Raw genomic sequence first — 14,384 nt, 5'->3', positions numbered from 1 at the left:
CCGCTACCACCACCGACACACCGCACCACAACCAGGTTTCACAACACCCTCTGAGGGAATCAGAGTCCCTCAGGGTTCCCCTCACGGACTTGCGGAGACGGCGGGCCTCAAGCGGGTATTTCGCCGACCTTGGCAGCGGACCTGAGTCTCGTGCGGGGTACCGGCAGGGCCTCCCTCCATCCGCGGGCAAGGCTTACGGTGAGGAGGTGGCCACGATCGATCTGCGCACTGAGATCAAGGAGTTCCTGAGTTCGCGTCGTGCGCGGATCACGCCCGAGCAGGCCGGGCTGCCCGCCTACGGCGGCAATCGTCGGGTGAAAGGCCTGCGTCGCGAGGAGGTCGCGCTGCTGGCCGGGGTGTCGGTCGACTACTACGTGCGGATGGAGCGCGGCAGCCTCGCCGGTGCCTCCGACGGGGTGCTCGACGCGCTGGTCTCCGCCTTGCACCTGGACGAGGCCGAGCGCGACCACCTGTTCCACCTCGCCCGGCAATCCAGCGGCCCGCGCCGTCGTCGGCCCGCCGCGACGGTGCGTCCGGCGCTGCAGCAGGTGCTCGCCGCCATCACCGACGCCCCGGCGTGGATCTGCAACGGCCGTTACGACGTGCTGGCCACGAATCGCCTAGCCCGCGCGCTGTATTCCCCAGTGCTGGCCGACCCGCGACGCCCGGCGAACACCGCGCGGTTCGTGTACCTGGATCCCGACGCGGCGAGAACATTCTTCGTCGACTACGATCGCGTCGCCCGCGATGTGGCCGCGAAGCTGCGCATGGAAGCCGGGCGCAACCCGCACGACGAGGACCTGATCGCCCTGGTCGGCGAGCTGTCCACCCGCAGCGAACTGTTCCGGCAGCAGTGGGCGTCCCAGGACGTCCGGCTCCACCGGTCCGGACGCAAACGCCTGCACCACCCCGTCGTGGGCCAGCTCGACCTGGACGTCGAGTCGATGGACCTGCCTTCCGAACCCGGCCTGATCCTGAACGTCTACACCGCCCCCACCGGCACGCCGACCGCGGACGGCCTCGCCCTCCTGGCGTCGTGGGCGGCCAGCCAGAAGGAACTGGCGGCCGAAGCACCCGGCGGATAAACCGGCACCCCTCAGCACGGATTCCCGCTAGCGTGAAGCAGTTCGCACGAAGGGCGGGAAGCATGAACCACACCGAACTAACCGAACGTTTCGCAACCCTGACCACCGCCCACCTGGCCGACGGCTGCCTGCGCGCCCGCCTGTCCGTCCGGTGCGCGCCGGCCGGAACCCGGGCAGTGCTCCCAGGACGCAAGCTGGCCGGACGAGTTCTGCCCGCCCGCCACTCCGGCAGTGTGGACGTCTTCCTGGAAGCCCTCACCTCCGCGCAACCAGGCGACGTTCTGGCAGTGGACAACCGAGGCCGCCTAGACGAGAGCTGCGTCGGAGACCTGATCACCGCCGAAGCAGCCACAGCCGGACTCTCCGGCATCGTCATCTGGGGCCTGCATCGCGACACTGCGGAACTACGCGAAATCGGCCTCCCGGTCTACAGCCTGGGCTCCCTCTCCACCGGCCCCCTGCACCTCGACGACCGCGCCGCCGACGCCCTGGAATCCGCCACCGTCGGCGAATGGACGGTCACCACCGACGACCTGGTCTTCGGCGACGACGACGGCGTCCTCTTCGTCCCAGCCGCCCAAGCCGACGACGTGTTCCGGCTGGCCGAATCCATCCGCGACACCGAACACCGCCAGGCAGCGAAGATCCGCGACGGCGTCACTCTTCGCGAGCAGGTCCGGTTCAGCGAATTCCTGGCTCACCGGGAAAGCGACCCGGCCTACACGTTCCGGCAGCACCTCCGCGCGAAAGACAGCGCCATTGAAGAATAGGAAAACCGCTCTGGTCACCGGCGTCGGCAGGCAGGCCGGAATCGGCGCCGCGATCGCCACCCGGCTTCAGGAAGACGGCTGGAACGTCGTCACCACGTACTGGTCCGACTACGACCGCCGGATGCCGTGGGGTGCCGACGAAACCGTCCAAGGCATCGAAGCCGACCTAGCCGACCCGGAAACCCCGGCGAGGCTGTTCGACCAGATCGACGGCGACGTCCAAGCACTGGTTCTCGCCCACTGCGAATCGGTCGATTCCAGCCTGCTCGACACCACAGTGGACAGCTTCGACCGGCATTTCGCTGTGAACGCCCGAGCAAGCTGGCTACTGATCCGGGAGTTCGCCCAACGCTACCGAGGACCACACGGCGCAGGCCGCGTCATCACGCTGACCAGCGACCACGTGGTACACAACTTGCCTTACGGCGCAAGCAAAGGCGCGCTAGACCGAATCACCCTGGCCGCAGCCGGAGAACTCGGCCGCCTAGGCATCACAGCGAACGCAGTGAACCCCGGCCCCACCGACACCGGCTGGATCACCGACCCCCTGCGCGAAGCAATCACCCAACAAACCCCACTGGGCCGAATCGGCACCCCACGCGACTGCGCCGGTCTGGTCGCCTTCCTGTGCGGCCCAGAAGGCGGCTGGGTCAACGGCCAAATCCTAGTCGCCAACGGAGGCGCGGCATGAACGACAAACACCTCGCCTACGTCCTGCTCCCCCGAGGCGAAACCATCCTCCTGATCCGCCGAGCCCCCGGAACTTTCCTAGGCGGGCATTGGGAATTCCCCGGCGGCACGGTCGAACCCGGCGAAGCCCCGGAGACCACCGCGGTGCGGGAAGTCGCCGAGGAAACCGGACTGCGCGTGCGGCTCGCCAAGGAACGGGCCCGCCAATCCTGGCCGGACCGCACCGGCAAACCGTTCACCGTGCACGCCGCCTACTACGACGCGCACCCGGACTTCCTCGGCGACCTCCAGCTCAACCCGGCCGAACACGACGACCACCGCTGGCTGACCCCCGCGGACGCGACGGAGCTCCCCCTCTCCGACCACGTCAGGCAGGTACTGCTCGGCTGAAATCCCGAGCCAGCTGCGCGGCCCGGTCCCGCAGCAACGCACGGGCATCGGCCACACACCGATGCTCGTCCGGCTCCACGTCGGTCAGCGCATACACCCCGGCGAACCCCGCCGCCCGCCATTCCGGTGCGGACAACAGACACCGGCCGGCCAACGCGACCACCGGGGTACCGCCCGCCGCCCGGAGAACGCCCACCGGCGCTTTTCCGTGCAGCGACTGGGTATCCAGCGATCCCTCACCGGTGATGACAAGCCGGGCATCACGTGCGGCAGCCGGGAAACCCAGCAGCTCCAGCAACAATTCGATACCCGGCCGAATACGGGCGCCGAGTCCGGCGAGGACACCGAACCCGACGCCGCCTGCCGCGCCGGCGCCCGGGGTGGTGGCGTGCGCGGAGCCCAACACTTCGGCCCACCGAGTCAACCCGCGTTCCAGCGACGCGATCTCGTCGGGCCCGGCGCCCTTCTGCGGTCCGTACACTGCGGCCGCGCCATCCACGCCCAGCAACGGGTTGTCCACATCGGACGCCAGGACAATGTCCACTTCGGGCAGTCCGGAAAGATCCACTGTGGACAACTCGGCCAACGCCGCACCGCCCGGCGGAAGCGGAGCACCGGAAGCGTCAAGCAATCTCGCACCCAACGCGGTCAGCAATCCGGCTCCGCCATCGGTACAGGCACTGCCACCGACGCCGAGCACGATCTGCGTGGCACCGGCGGCAAGGGCGGCGGCGATCAGCTCGCCCGTGCCGTAACTCGACGCGGTCAGCGGTTCCAGCCGACCGCCGGGCAGCCGGTGGAGGCCGGACGCCTCCGCCAGCTCGACCACGGCGACCGTCCCGCGCAGGGCGTAGTACGCGGTGATCCGGCGGCCGGTCGGGCCGGACACCCGCACCGGCACCTGCCGGAACCCGGCTGCGACAGCGGCGGCGACTGTCCCGTCGCCGCCGTCCGCCACCGGCAGCTGCCGCACCGGTTCACCGGGCGCGACCTCGGCGAACGCCGCGGCCACCACCTCCGCGACCTCCGCCGCGGTGAGCGAGCCCTTGAACTTGTCCGGAGCCACCAGAACCGTCACGCCGCGGCCTTGAACGCTCGCCAGTCGCCGATTTCCGTGATGTCCCGCAGCTGCACGTGCGAGGTCTGCGGACGCCGCAGCAGCATCGCGAACGCCGAACTGCCGTCGGCCAGTTCGATCACGCCCAGCTCCAGCTCCGGCGGTTCGGACGGGAGCACCCGGTCGCGCAGCTGGTCCAGCGTGAGGTCGTAGACCTCGCCGGAGATCGCCGCGCCGCCGTGCGCTACCGGGACCAGCGCCGGGCATTGCCCGCCTACCGAATAGAACCGGTACTTCGCGGCCGTGGTCGTTTCGGCCACCAGTGGAGCGCCGTCGAGCAGGTGGTGCAGGGGTTCGCCGCGCATCGCGCCGCCGTTGAGGAACATCAGAGGCATTGTCGGTCCCTTTCTGTTAGAGGATCGCCTTCACCACGTCGATTCCGAAATAGACGGTGAACACGAGCGCGAGCACGGTGAGGATCCACCCCGCTTCACGCCACTTCCCGCGGAAGGTCTTGATCAGCACGAACGCGATGAGGCCCGCGCCGACGCCGTTGGTGATGGAGTAGGTGAACGGAATGAGCGCGACCGTCAGGAACACCGGGATCGTGTAATCCGGGTCGTTCCACGGGATGTTGCGGCACTGCGCCACCATCATCCCGCCGATCACCACGAGCGCGGGCGCGGCGGCCTGCGCCGGAACGATGCCCGCGATCGGCGTGAACAGCAGCGTCGCCCCGAACAAGAGTCCAGTCACGACACTCGCCAGCCCGGTCCGCGCGCCCTCCCCGACGCCGGCCGCGGACTCCAGGAACACGGTGTTCGGCGACGACCCGGACATCCCGCCCGCGATCGCGCCCGCCCCGTCCACGAACAGGATCCGGCCCATCCGCGGCACCCGGCCGTTCTTCGACAGCCCGGCCTCGGCCGACACGCTGGTGATGGTGCCCATCGCGTCGAAGAACCCGGACAGCACCAGGGTGAACAGGAAGATCGTCGCGGTGAGCGCGCCCGCCTTGGCGAATCCGCCGAACAGGTCGACGTGTCCGAGCAGCCCGAAATCAGGAGCCGCCACCACGGAATGCGGCAGCGTCGGAGTCGTCAACCCCCAGTCGCCGACGCCGAACCCGTCGTGCAGCACCACCGCGAGCACGGTGGCGGCCGCGATGCTGATCAGCACCGCGCCGGGCACCTTCCGGGACATCAGCACGGTCATCAGCAGCAGGCCGAAGCAGAACACCGCGAGCGGCAGGCCGGACAGATGCCCGTCCGTCCCGAGCCGAACCGGGACGGTCGTGTGCGCGGAGTCCGGAATACGGGTCACGAACCCGGCGCTCACCAGTCCGACGAGCGCGATGTAGAGCCCGATGCCTACGGTGATCGCGGTTTTCAGCGGCCCGGGAATCGCGTTCATGATGCGTTCCCGGACGCCGCTGACCGCCATCAGCACAATGCAGACGCCTTCCAGGACAACGAGTCCGAAGGCCTGCGCCCACGTCATCGACGGGGCCATCTGGAACGCGACGATGCCGTTGATGCCGAGGCCGGCGGCGAGCGCGAGCGGCGCGTTGCCGACGAGTCCCATGAGGACAGTCATCACGGCGGCGGCGAGCGCGGTCGCCGTGGTCACTTGCGCGGCGCTGAGTTTCGCGCCGGTGATGTCGGCGGAGGCGCCGAGGATGAGCGGGTTGAGCAAAACGATGTAGGCCATCGCGACGAAAGTGGTGATGCCGCCGCGTACTTCCCGGCCTACCGAGGTGTTGCGAGCGCGTATTTCGAACAGTCGCTCCACAATGGACTTGCGCTGCGGTCCGGGAGCCGAGGTCACCGCTTCGTCGAGGCGTACCTGGGTCATGCGTCCTCCCCTTGCCGGTGGGTGTGCCGCACCGCACCCCTGGCACACGCAAGGGGCGGGACGGCGGGACGTTTGCGTTTTTCTGGTGCTCCGGTCAGCACCGGGATGGTGGCCCGGTGGGGTGGGGCGGTGGACGCTGAAGCCGATTCTGACCGGCATTCAGCACTCGCCGAGGCTCAGTACTCGATCCGGTCGGATCGGCCGAGCCAGGCGGAAAACGGGGCGAAGTGATCCGGTGTGGACACTCGCGAAACGGGAGTCTGCCACGTTTCGCGCGGGTGCTCGAACAGCTCGTAGAACGCCCGGTCGTCGAATCCGGCGCGGGCCGCGTCGTCCCGGTCGGCCGCGTACAGCACGCGGTCCACGCGCGCCCACAGCGACGACGCGAGGCACATCGGGCACGGCTCGCACGAGGAAACGAGCACGCACCCGGCCAGGCTGAACGAGCCGAGCGCCTGGCAGGCCGCGCGGATCGCGACCACCTCGGCGTGCGCGGTCGGGTCGAGCGACGGGGTGACCCGGTTGACGCCGGTCGCGACGATCTCGCCGTCCTTCACCACGAGCGCGCCGAACGGGCCGCCGCCGTCGGCGACGTTCTTCTCGGCGATCCGCACGCATTCGGCGAGCCAGGCGCGTTCGACGTCGGCATCGATGGACACGGTCATAACGGTAGCGCTCCCAACAGATCGGAGGTCGGTTTTCAGGACCAGGCCGGGCCGGCCGGCGGGGCGTCGTCGCGCAGGACGGTGCCCTCGATCAGGCCGTAGGGCCGGTCGGCGGCATAGAACACCTCGCCGGGGTTGTCGAGGCCGAACGGCTCGAGGTCGACGAGGAAGTGGTGTTTGTTCGGCAGCGCGAAGCGGATCTCCGCGATTTCCGGGACGGCCTCCAGCACCGCCTGCCCCATCGCGTACAGCGTCTGCTGCAGGGACTGGCTGTGCGTGCCGCCGAACGCGTCGAGCAGCGTGGCGAGCGCAGTTTCGTGTGCATTAGCCCAATCGGCCTCCTCGACGGAGTACCGCCAGGTCGCGGACACCGCGGTGGCGAGGATCCGGTCCTTCACCTCGACGAGCGTGGTGTATTCGTCGCGCGGGAAGCCCCAGAACTCGGAGCCGGTGGAGTTGAGCACGGTCAGGTCTTCCACCCCGCCGAGCACCCAGGCCCGCTCGCCGTCGCAGGTGACGCGAGTGGTCCGGGTGCCCGCGCCGGAACGCGCGAACGAGTGGTGCGCAGGCCGTCCGCCGACTTGCAACCGCTCCCACGGATGAGCCACGATCCCGACGCGCGCGGCGTGGATGCTCCCCTGGGCGGACACGAAGTGCCTGGCCAGCCGCAGCGCGAAGTCCTCGATCTCGCCGATGCCGTCGCGGGCGAAGGCGAAGACGGTGTTCTTCTGCGTGTCGGTGGCCAGCACCTTGTCGTTGGCCCCGGTCAGGTGGGTGTCGCTCATGTCGCCCGACAGCGACACGCTCACGGTGAGGTCGGTGATCCGGTGCTCATCCCCGTCGCGGTCGACGCGGACCAGCCGGTTTTCGGCCTTCCCGTAGCGGTTGTCGCCAAGAACGATCGCCATTGGTATCCCTTCCGTTTCGCTCGCCGAGTGAGTACACCTGCCGCGGCGTGGCCCGGGCCACGGCAGATCCGCCGAAAGCGGCGAGCGCGAACGGCCGGTTTTTCGTAGTTTCCGCCAAACCCCTCTGGTGTGCGGTACTGATGGGCGGAAGGAGGCGCGCATGCGGCTGGGTGCACTGCTCGACACCCCGGAGCTGGGGTTGCGGCTGCTGGCGGGCGAGAAGGCGCGCGACCGCGAGTTCGGCCGCGTCTTCCAGGCGACGCTGCAGGATCCGACGCGGTACCTCGACGGCGGCGAGATCGTGCTGTGCGGAATGCGCTGGCTGCCGGGACCGTCGGACGCGGACGCGTTCGTGGGCAAGCTCGCCGCCGCGGGCGTCACCGCGCTCGGAGCGGGCACCGCCGAGGTCGGCGGCCCGGTGCCGGACTACCTCGTCGCCGCCTGCGAGCGCGTCGGCCTGCCGTTGTTCGAGGTGCCGGTGTCGGTTTCGTTCGCGACCGTGGCCGAGCGGGTGATCCTGGGCCTGGCGGCCGAACGCTCAGCGCCCGCCCGCGATTCGCATCGGCGGCTGGTGGCCGCGGTGACCTCCGGCCGGGGCCTGTCCGCGCTGGTCAAAGCCGGTGCGGAGGAACTGGGCACCGGCTGCGTAGTGCTGAGCGCGACCGGGCACCAGCTGGCGGGCGGACCCGAACTGCCCGCCGAGCGCCGCACCGCACTGGCGCGGAGGTTCCTGCGCGCCGAACGGCTGCCCTGCCAGGACGGTCCGGTCACGCTGCTCGGAGCGGCCGGCCGCTCCGGGCACCGGATCGCGAGCTGGTTCCTGGTGGTGGACGGCGATCCGGCGCAGTGGCCGTCCGCGCGCCGTGAGCTGGCGCAGGAACTGGCCGCACTGGTCGGGCTCGAACGGTCCCGAGTGGACGAGGCCCGGCGGATCGAGAACCGGGCGGCCGAACCGCTGCTGCGGCTGGTGCTCTCCGACGACGCCGCGCCGGGCGAGCTGACGTCCCGGCTGGCCGCCGCCGGATTCGCGCCGCAGGAACCGGTGGCGACGCTGTCCGCCGAGGTCCGCGGCGGCGGGCCGGGGCTCGCGCAGGTGCTGGTGGAGGAACTGCTTTCGACCACCGGGCAGCCGGTGCTGGTGGCGACTGTCGACGGCGAGACGTTCGGCCTCTTCTCCTCGCGCGACACCGAGACGTTGCGAGAAGCGGTCCACACCATCGAACCGGCGCTCGGGTCCGCGCGGTTGACGCTCGGCCTCAGCCGGGCCGCCGACGCCGCCGGTCTGCGCGCCGGCGTGCAGGAAGCCCGGCACGCGCGCACACTGGCCGCGTTGACGCCGGGCCGCGCGACGGTGCTGTCCGGCGACGAAGTCGCGTCCCATTTGCTGCTGCTCGCGGCCGTTCCGGAAGACTTGCGCCGGACGTTCGGCGAAAAAGTACTCGGGCCGGTACTCGCGTACGACGCCGCACACGGTTCCGAATTGATAACGACGCTCAAGGCGTTCCTGGAACATTCGGGATCTTGGACACAGACCTCGGCCACGCTCCACTTGCACGTGAACACCCTGCGATACCGGATCACCCGGATCGGCGAACTCACCGGACGCGATCCGAGCCGGTTCGCCGACCGCGTGGATCTCTATCTGGCCGGCTGCTTCACGCAGAACTGGGGGTGGTCTTGACCATCCGTCCGGAATGTCCTGCGGAAACACCGGGGACCATGATTTTCCGCACCCCGCAACGGAAATCCAAACAGTACGCTTATCCGTAAAGAACTATTGGGAATACTTGACCATTCGATGAAGCACGACGGCACTCGGGAGGAGGATGCACCGCCCGAGGAAGCGTCCTACTCTGAGGTCATGTACATCGCATTGCTGTCCTACACAGCACCTCGAAACGAAGTCGACTACGCACTGGCCGAACACGCGGACTGGCTGCGAAGCCACTTCGCGCACGGATTGTTCCTCGTTTCCGGAAAAGGAAACGAGGACGCGGACCAGGTCATCATCTCCCGCCCGTGCCTGCGCGGCAAGCTCGACGCCGTGCTCGCCACCGACCCGCTCGTGCTGCAACGCCTCGCGCATTACCGCGTGATCGAATTCTCCGCCACCCGCACCGCTGATGAGTTCCTGACCGTCAACGAGGCGCTCGCCTCCTGATCACACCGCACCACGCAGGATCACCGAACGCCCGGACGCAGGTGGCCTCCGGACCGCTCCGCCCGCCACCTGCCGGACGTAATCCCGCCGGGAACTCGCCTATGATCACGCGAGATCTTTCGTTCCGGCCCGGGAGACCGCATGCATACGCCCGACCTCGTGTTCCGAGGCCGTCGCCTCACCAGTGACCGCGCCCTGGTGATGGCCATCGTCAACCGCACCCCCGACTCGTTCTACGACAACGGTGCGACCTTCGAAGAAGCACCCGCGCAAGCGGCCATCCGCCGCGCGCACGCCGAGGGGGCCGACCTGATCGACATCGGCGGCGTCCCCGCGGGCAAGGGCCCCGAGGTCACCGCGGCGGAGGAGATCCGCCGGGTCGTGCCGACCGTCGAATGGGCCCGCGAGAACTTCCCCGACCTGGTCATCAGCGTGGACACCTACCGCGCCGAGGTCGCCGACGCCGTCTGCCGCGCGGGCGCGGACCTGGTCAACGACAACTGGGCCGCGATCGAGCCGGAAATCCTCGACGCCGCCGCCGAACACGGCGCGGGCTACATCTGCTCGCACACCAACGGTCTCGTGCCGCGCACCGAAGCGCTCCGGCCGGTGTACGACGACGTGGTGGCCGCGGTGGTCGACGGCACGACCGCGCTGGCCGAGCGCGCGCTCGCCGCGGGCGTGCCGCGCGAGGGCATCATGATCGACCCCTGCATCGACTTCGGGAAGAACTCCTACCAGTCGCTCGAGCTGCTGCGGCACGTCGACGCGCTGGTCGCGACCGGCTGGCCGGTGCTGATGGCGCTGTCGAACAAGGACGTGATCGGCGAAACGCTGGACCTCCCGGTCGGCGAACGGGTCATCGGCACGCTCGCCGCGACCGCCGTGTCCGCGATGCACGGCGCGGCGATGTTCCGCGCGCACCAGGTCCGCGAGACGCGGCAGGTCGCGGAGATGGTGGCCAGCATCATCGGCACCCGGCCGCCGGCGAACGTTGTACGGTCGGTCTGATGCGCGAAGTCTTTCCCGGAAACTCAGACCGCACCGAGGCCGACGTCGAGCAGCTCTACGTCTATCCGGACGTGCCGAAGTGGCTCGCGGTGAACTTCGTGTCGAGCGCCGACGGCGGGATCACCATCGAAGGCCGCTCCGGCGGGCTGTCGACGCCTGCGGACCGGATCGTCTACCGGCTGGGCAACGACCTGGCCGACGTCGTGCTGGTCGGCGCGGGCACCGCGCAGGCCGAGGGGTTCGAGGGCCTGCGGCCGGACGAGAAAACCGCCGAGCGGCGCCGCAGGCACGGGCTGGCCCCGATCGCGCCGATCGCCGTGGTCAGCACCGGCCGTTCGCTGCCGCCGGACGCACCGGTGCTCACCAAGGCCCTGGTGCCCACGATCGTCATCACGAGCGCGGCGACCGACCCCGAACTGCGCGCCGCGTGGGCCTCGGCTGGGGCAGATGTCCTGGTCGCTGGGACAGGCGACCCAACCCTGCACGAGGCCACCGGCGACCCGGCCCTGCAGGCCGACCCGGACGACCAGCGCCCGCGCCCCCGCCACGGCGACGTCGACCTGCGGGCCGCGGTCGACGAACTGGCCCGGCGCGGCCTGCGCCGCATCGACTGCGAGGGCGGACCGCACCTGTTCGCCTCGCTGCTGGCCGCGGGCGTGGTGGACGAACTGCGCCTGACGGTCGCGCCGATGCTGATCGCCGGAGACGCACCGCGCGTCGCGATGGGTGCCGCGATCGACCCGCGCCAGCTCGAACTTCTCTCCGCCCTGGTGGACGACAACTCAGTACTCTTGCGGTATCGCGTCCACTGACCCGGGGAGGGACCGTGGCCAAGACCGCTCTGCGCAACGCGCGCGTCTTCGACGGGCGAGGGCTCAGCGAACCGCGCACCGTCGTGATCGACGGGCCGGTGCTCGGCACAGATCCCGCCGGGGCACGGGAAATCGATGCCGCCGGGGCGACGCTGCTGCCCGGGTTCATCGACGCGCACGTCCATCTGACCGAGCCTGAGCAACTGGCCGACCTCGCGGCGTGGGGTGTCACGACCGGGCTGGACATGGCTTGTTTCCCCGCCTCTCGGGTCACCGCGCTGCGGTCGGCGGGCCCGGCGGATTTCCGCAGCGCCGGTCCGCCCGCGATCGGCCCGGACGGCATGCACGCCCGGATCCCGGGGATGCCCGAGTCCGCGATCGTGACCACCGCGGAGGCCGCTGTCCGGTTCGTCGAGGATCGGGTCGCGGAAGGGTCCGATTACGTCAAGGGCGTCGCGGAAGCTCCCGGTGACGGCGGACCGCCGGCGGAGGCGCTGCAGGCGCTGGTCGACGCGGCGCGGGAGCGGGGACTGAACACCGTCCTGCACGCGGCTACGCCGGGCGCGTACCACTTGGCGGTGGCGACCGGAGCGCGGTTCGTGACGCATGTGCCGGTGATCGGCCGGATCGCCGACGAGGACGTCGCGGCGATGAAAGCCGCTGGGCAGACGGCGGTTCCGACGCTCACCATGATGGAGGCGGCGCTCCCCTACTTCGCTGGCGCTACTGGGGATTTCGTGGCCAACGTAGCCGCTTTGCGCGCCGCCGGGGTCGAAATCCTCGCTGGTACCGACGCCAACGTCCAGCCCGGAGCCCCGGCCGAGATCCCGCACGGGGCGAGTCTGCATCACGAGTTCGAGCTGCTGGCCGAGGCGGGGTTGAGCCCGGTGGAGATCCTGCGCGCCGCGACAATCGGCCCGGCGCGGGCGTTCGGGCTGACTGACCGAGGCGAGATCCGGCCCGGGCTGCGAGCGGATCTGGTGCTCATCGAGGGCGATCCGGTGGCTGATCTTTCGGCGACTCGGGCGATTCGGACGGTGTGGTGTGCGGGAAGGGAAATCAGCCGCGCCTAGCTCTGGGCTGGCGGGCTTTGTCGTCCGTGAGGGGAACCCTGAGGGACTCAGATTCCCCCAGGGTTCCCCTCACGGACCTGCGCGCACAGGCCACGCTCAAGACCGCTGCACGGCATCATCCGCTTCCTCGAACGTCTTCTGTGCCTTGGTCAGTTCGTCGGCCGCCCGGATGGCGCGTTGCTCCGCTTCGACGAGCCGTTCCCGCAATTCTGCCACCCGTTCGTCGGCCTGTTCGGCTGTCCGCTCCGCGCGCTGCAGATTCCGCTCGGCTTCCGCCCGCGCCCGGACCGCCTGGCGTCGTTCCAGTGCGCGGACCCGGGCTTCTTCCTCGGCCTTCCGGTCCTTTTCGGACTGTCGGGTCTTCTTGGCGGGCGCGGGATTCGTCGGCAGCGACAGCCAGCGGTCGGCGTCCTGGCGGGCCTTCGACGTCAGCCGTCCGGCCAGCGCCAGGCGGGCGACGTCGGCGTCCGCGACGATCGCCTCCAGCGTTTCCTCCACCTCGCGTTCGACCGAATCGCTCAAGCCGGACGCGTCCCGCACGATCCGCTGCATCAGCTCCGCCCGCTGATGCGCCAGTTCGCGCAGCCGGGAGCCGTCGAGCTGCTCGTGCGCGTCGCGCAGCTTCTCGCCGATCGACGCGAGCTCGGACAGCGGTGCGGAACCGTCGCGCGCCAGGCGGTTGACGTACGCCGCGGCCGCGGTCGGCTTGCGCAGCGCGCGGATCCGGCGCGCCAGCTCGACGTCGCCCGCTTCCTTCGCCGCGCGGGCGGCCGCGGTGCGCTCCGCGACGAAGTCGGCCGGCTCACCTGCGTAGAGCCGGTCGGCGACGGTATCGAAATCCGAGGTTGCCACGTGTGCCACCGAACCACACGAGTAGTCCGAACGCGACGCAACGCGTAACGTGGACGTCCACCCAACAAGGTCGAGTGAAGCGGGACGGTGCCCATGACGCCTCCGGGCCGGCTCGCGCTGACGGCCAGCCCCCTGGTCGCCGGCGCGCTCAAAGCACTGCAAATCGCCACCGAGCTGCCGGTCGCGATGGGCGGACCGGTGTCGGCGGCGTCCCGCTCGCACGTCATCGACCAGCTGCGCGGCACCGCCACCCGGTCGATGCAGCACGTGCAGGTGGACACCGGGGCCGGGCTCGGCGGCAAAGCTGTGGCATTGGCCCGGCCGTCAACGGTCGTCGACTATCTCAACGCACAGGGCATCACGCACAAATACGACCACGCGGTGGCGCCCGAACAGCTGCGCGCGATGGTGGCCCTGCCGGTGCGCGTCGGCGAGACCACGCGCGCGGTGCTGTATGCCGCGTCACGGGATTCGATCACGTTCGGCGACCGGCTGTTGCACGCGGCGACCGCGGTGGCGACTCGGCTGGGACGTGACATCGAGGTCGAAGAAGAGGTACAGAGACGGCTGGCCGCGCCGTCGGTCGTCCCCGCGGCCGAACGCGGCGACCTGCACGCGGAACTGACCGCCATCGCCGGGTCGATCCACGACGAAAGCGCCCGGCAGCGGCTGCTCGCGGTGTGCGAACGGCTGCGTCCGGAACTGGACCTGCCCGGCGTCGCGCTGACCCCGCGCGAGGTCGACGTGCTGCGGCTGGTCAGCGAGGGCTGCACGAACGACGAGATCTCCGACCGGCTCGGCCTGCTGCCCAATACGGTCAAGTCGTATCTCAAGCACGCGATGCGGAAGCTGGCGGTGTCGAACCGGGTGCAGGCGGTGAACCGGGCCCGCGCCGCCGGGCTGCTGCGCTAGGACGTGGCTGTGTCCGAGGTACGCGCAGACCCGCCCCCGTAAGGCCACCCGCTGACTCGTCCCGGTCCACATCGGAGACACCCTCCATGTGGGGTGGCTGTATCCGAGGCGGTGAGCGAAAATCACCCGCGCGGGCAGTGCGGC

At 69.9% G+C, this 14,384-nt stretch carries 16 protein-coding genes; 10 read left to right on the top strand and 6 right to left on the bottom strand.

Annotated features, from left to right (window positions below; all coding sequences use genetic code 11):
• Positions 1-206: 206 nt before the first annotated feature.
• The 4 genes from ACFORO_RS29060 to ACFORO_RS29045 all read left to right on the top strand — a co-directional run bounded on the left by ACFORO_RS29060 (position 207) and on the right by ACFORO_RS29045 (position 2,935).
• Complete coding sequence (locus ACFORO_RS29060) at positions 207-1,085, top strand: helix-turn-helix transcriptional regulator (protein WP_377873626.1); 879 nt, start codon at positions 207-209, stop codon at positions 1,083-1,085.
• A gap of 62 nt (positions 1,086-1,147) precedes the next feature.
• Complete coding sequence (locus tag ACFORO_RS29055; protein WP_377873627.1) at positions 1,148-1,855, top strand: RraA family protein; 708 nt, start codon at positions 1,148-1,150, stop codon at positions 1,853-1,855.
• Complete coding sequence (locus tag ACFORO_RS29050; protein WP_377873628.1) at positions 1,845-2,546, top strand: SDR family oxidoreductase; 702 nt, start codon at positions 1,845-1,847, stop codon at positions 2,544-2,546. The genes ACFORO_RS29055 and ACFORO_RS29050 overlap by 11 nt, the downstream gene beginning before the upstream one ends.
• Positions 2,543-2,935 carry an NUDIX hydrolase gene (locus ACFORO_RS29045; protein WP_354750068.1) on the top strand — a complete coding sequence of 131 codons (393 nt, stop codon included), beginning with the start codon at positions 2,543-2,545 and terminating at the stop codon, positions 2,933-2,935. The genes ACFORO_RS29050 and ACFORO_RS29045 overlap by 4 nt, the downstream gene beginning before the upstream one ends.
• Here ACFORO_RS29045 and ACFORO_RS29040 read toward each other — a convergent pair.
• The 5 genes from ACFORO_RS29040 to pucL form a co-directional block, all read right to left on the bottom strand.
• Positions 2,913-4,013 (bottom strand): glycerate kinase, encoded by a 1,101-nt coding sequence (locus tag ACFORO_RS29040; RefSeq protein WP_377896667.1) that lies wholly within the window; start codon positions 4,011-4,013, stop codon positions 2,913-2,915. The genes ACFORO_RS29045 and ACFORO_RS29040 overlap by 23 nt on opposite strands.
• The gene (locus ACFORO_RS29035; RefSeq protein ID WP_009082380.1) at positions 4,010-4,387 is read right to left on the bottom strand and encodes an allophanate hydrolase-related protein; all 378 of its coding nucleotides are present in this window, start codon (positions 4,385-4,387) and stop codon (positions 4,010-4,012) included. Before ACFORO_RS29035 ends, ACFORO_RS29040 begins: the two co-directional genes overlap by 4 nt.
• Before the next feature lie 16 nt (positions 4,388-4,403).
• Positions 4,404-5,846: an NCS2 family permease gene (locus tag ACFORO_RS29030; RefSeq protein WP_344271806.1), complete on the bottom strand. Its 1,443-nt coding sequence runs from the start codon at positions 5,844-5,846 to the stop codon at positions 4,404-4,406.
• A gap of 176 nt (positions 5,847-6,022) precedes the next feature.
• On the bottom strand, positions 6,023-6,511 hold the full coding sequence (locus tag ACFORO_RS29025; RefSeq protein WP_354750061.1) for a nucleoside deaminase: 489 nt from the start codon (positions 6,509-6,511) through the stop codon (positions 6,023-6,025).
• Positions 6,512-6,546: 35 nt separating this feature from the next.
• The gene (pucL, locus tag ACFORO_RS29020; protein WP_377873630.1) at positions 6,547-7,419 is read right to left on the bottom strand and encodes a factor-independent urate hydroxylase; all 873 of its coding nucleotides are present in this window, start codon (positions 7,417-7,419) and stop codon (positions 6,547-6,549) included.
• Positions 7,420-7,579: 160 nt separating this feature from the next.
• Between pucL and ACFORO_RS29015 the strand changes: the two genes are divergently transcribed.
• From ACFORO_RS29015 to ACFORO_RS28995, 5 genes are all read left to right on the top strand, one after another.
• Positions 7,580-9,100, top strand: a complete 1,521-nt coding sequence (locus ACFORO_RS29015; RefSeq protein ID WP_377873631.1) for a PucR family transcriptional regulator — start codon at positions 7,580-7,582, stop codon at positions 9,098-9,100.
• A 180-nt stretch (positions 9,101-9,280) separates the two neighbouring features.
• Positions 9,281-9,580, top strand: a complete 300-nt coding sequence (locus ACFORO_RS29010) for a YciI family protein (protein ID WP_116198492.1) — start codon at positions 9,281-9,283, stop codon at positions 9,578-9,580.
• A gap of 141 nt (positions 9,581-9,721) precedes the next feature.
• Positions 9,722-10,591, top strand: a complete 870-nt coding sequence (gene folP, locus ACFORO_RS29005; RefSeq protein ID WP_377873632.1) for a dihydropteroate synthase — start codon at positions 9,722-9,724, stop codon at positions 10,589-10,591.
• Positions 10,591-11,403 carry a pyrimidine reductase family protein gene (locus tag ACFORO_RS29000; protein ID WP_377873633.1) on the top strand — a complete coding sequence of 271 codons (813 nt, stop codon included), beginning with the start codon at positions 10,591-10,593 and terminating at the stop codon, positions 11,401-11,403. Before folP ends, ACFORO_RS29000 begins: the two co-directional genes overlap by 1 nt.
• Positions 11,404-11,417: 14 nt before the next feature.
• Positions 11,418-12,476 carry an amidohydrolase family protein gene (locus ACFORO_RS28995; RefSeq protein ID WP_377873634.1) on the top strand — a complete coding sequence of 353 codons (1,059 nt, stop codon included), beginning with the start codon at positions 11,418-11,420 and terminating at the stop codon, positions 12,474-12,476.
• 96 nt (positions 12,477-12,572) lie between these two features.
• Here ACFORO_RS28995 and ACFORO_RS28990 read toward each other — a convergent pair whose 3' ends face one another.
• On the bottom strand, positions 12,573-13,328 hold the full coding sequence (locus ACFORO_RS28990) for a hypothetical protein (protein WP_377873635.1): 756 nt from the start codon (positions 13,326-13,328) through the stop codon (positions 12,573-12,575).
• 93 nt (positions 13,329-13,421) lie between these two features.
• Here ACFORO_RS28990 and ACFORO_RS28985 point away from each other — a divergent pair, with 93 nt between their 5' ends.
• Positions 13,422-14,240: a LuxR C-terminal-related transcriptional regulator gene (locus tag ACFORO_RS28985; protein ID WP_354750047.1), complete on the top strand. Its 819-nt coding sequence runs from the start codon at positions 13,422-13,424 to the stop codon at positions 14,238-14,240.
• The last annotated feature ends 144 nt before the right edge of the window (positions 14,241-14,384 follow it).

The sequence above is a fragment of the Amycolatopsis halotolerans genome (assembly GCF_042647905.1).
Taxonomy (GTDB): domain Bacteria; phylum Actinomycetota; class Actinomycetes; order Mycobacteriales; family Pseudonocardiaceae; genus Amycolatopsis; species Amycolatopsis halotolerans.
Note: the sequence above shows the minus strand (reverse complement) of the source record. Positions and strands in the feature narration are given on the sequence as shown.

What these genes read in the sequence shown, in the direction of transcription:
- ACFORO_RS29055 (WP_377873627.1), top strand. Translation starts at nt 1,148, where the DNA reads ATGAACCACACCGAACTAACCGAACGTTTCGCAACCCTGACCACCGCC.
- ACFORO_RS29045 (WP_354750068.1), top strand. Translation starts at nt 2,543, where the DNA reads ATGAACGACAAACACCTCGCCTACGTCCTGCTCCCCCGAGGCGAAACC.
- ACFORO_RS29035 (WP_009082380.1), bottom strand. Translation starts at nt 4,387, where the DNA reads ATGCCTCTGATGTTCCTCAACGGCGGCGCGATGCGCGGCGAACCCCTG.
- ACFORO_RS29030 (WP_344271806.1), bottom strand. Translation starts at nt 5,846, where the DNA reads ATGACCCAGGTACGCCTCGACGAAGCGGTGACCTCGGCTCCCGGACCG.
- ACFORO_RS29025 (WP_354750061.1), bottom strand. Translation starts at nt 6,511, where the DNA reads ATGACCGTGTCCATCGATGCCGACGTCGAACGCGCCTGGCTCGCCGAA.
- pucL (WP_377873630.1), bottom strand. Translation starts at nt 7,419, where the DNA reads ATGGCGATCGTTCTTGGCGACAACCGCTACGGGAAGGCCGAAAACCGG.
- ACFORO_RS29015 (WP_377873631.1), top strand. Translation starts at nt 7,580, where the DNA reads ATGCGGCTGGGTGCACTGCTCGACACCCCGGAGCTGGGGTTGCGGCTG.
- ACFORO_RS29010 (WP_116198492.1), top strand. Translation starts at nt 9,281, where the DNA reads ATGTACATCGCATTGCTGTCCTACACAGCACCTCGAAACGAAGTCGAC.
- folP (WP_377873632.1), top strand. Translation starts at nt 9,722, where the DNA reads ATGCATACGCCCGACCTCGTGTTCCGAGGCCGTCGCCTCACCAGTGAC.
- ACFORO_RS29000 (WP_377873633.1), top strand. Translation starts at nt 10,591, where the DNA reads ATGCGCGAAGTCTTTCCCGGAAACTCAGACCGCACCGAGGCCGACGTC.
- ACFORO_RS28985 (WP_354750047.1), top strand. Translation starts at nt 13,422, where the DNA reads ATGACGCCTCCGGGCCGGCTCGCGCTGACGGCCAGCCCCCTGGTCGCC.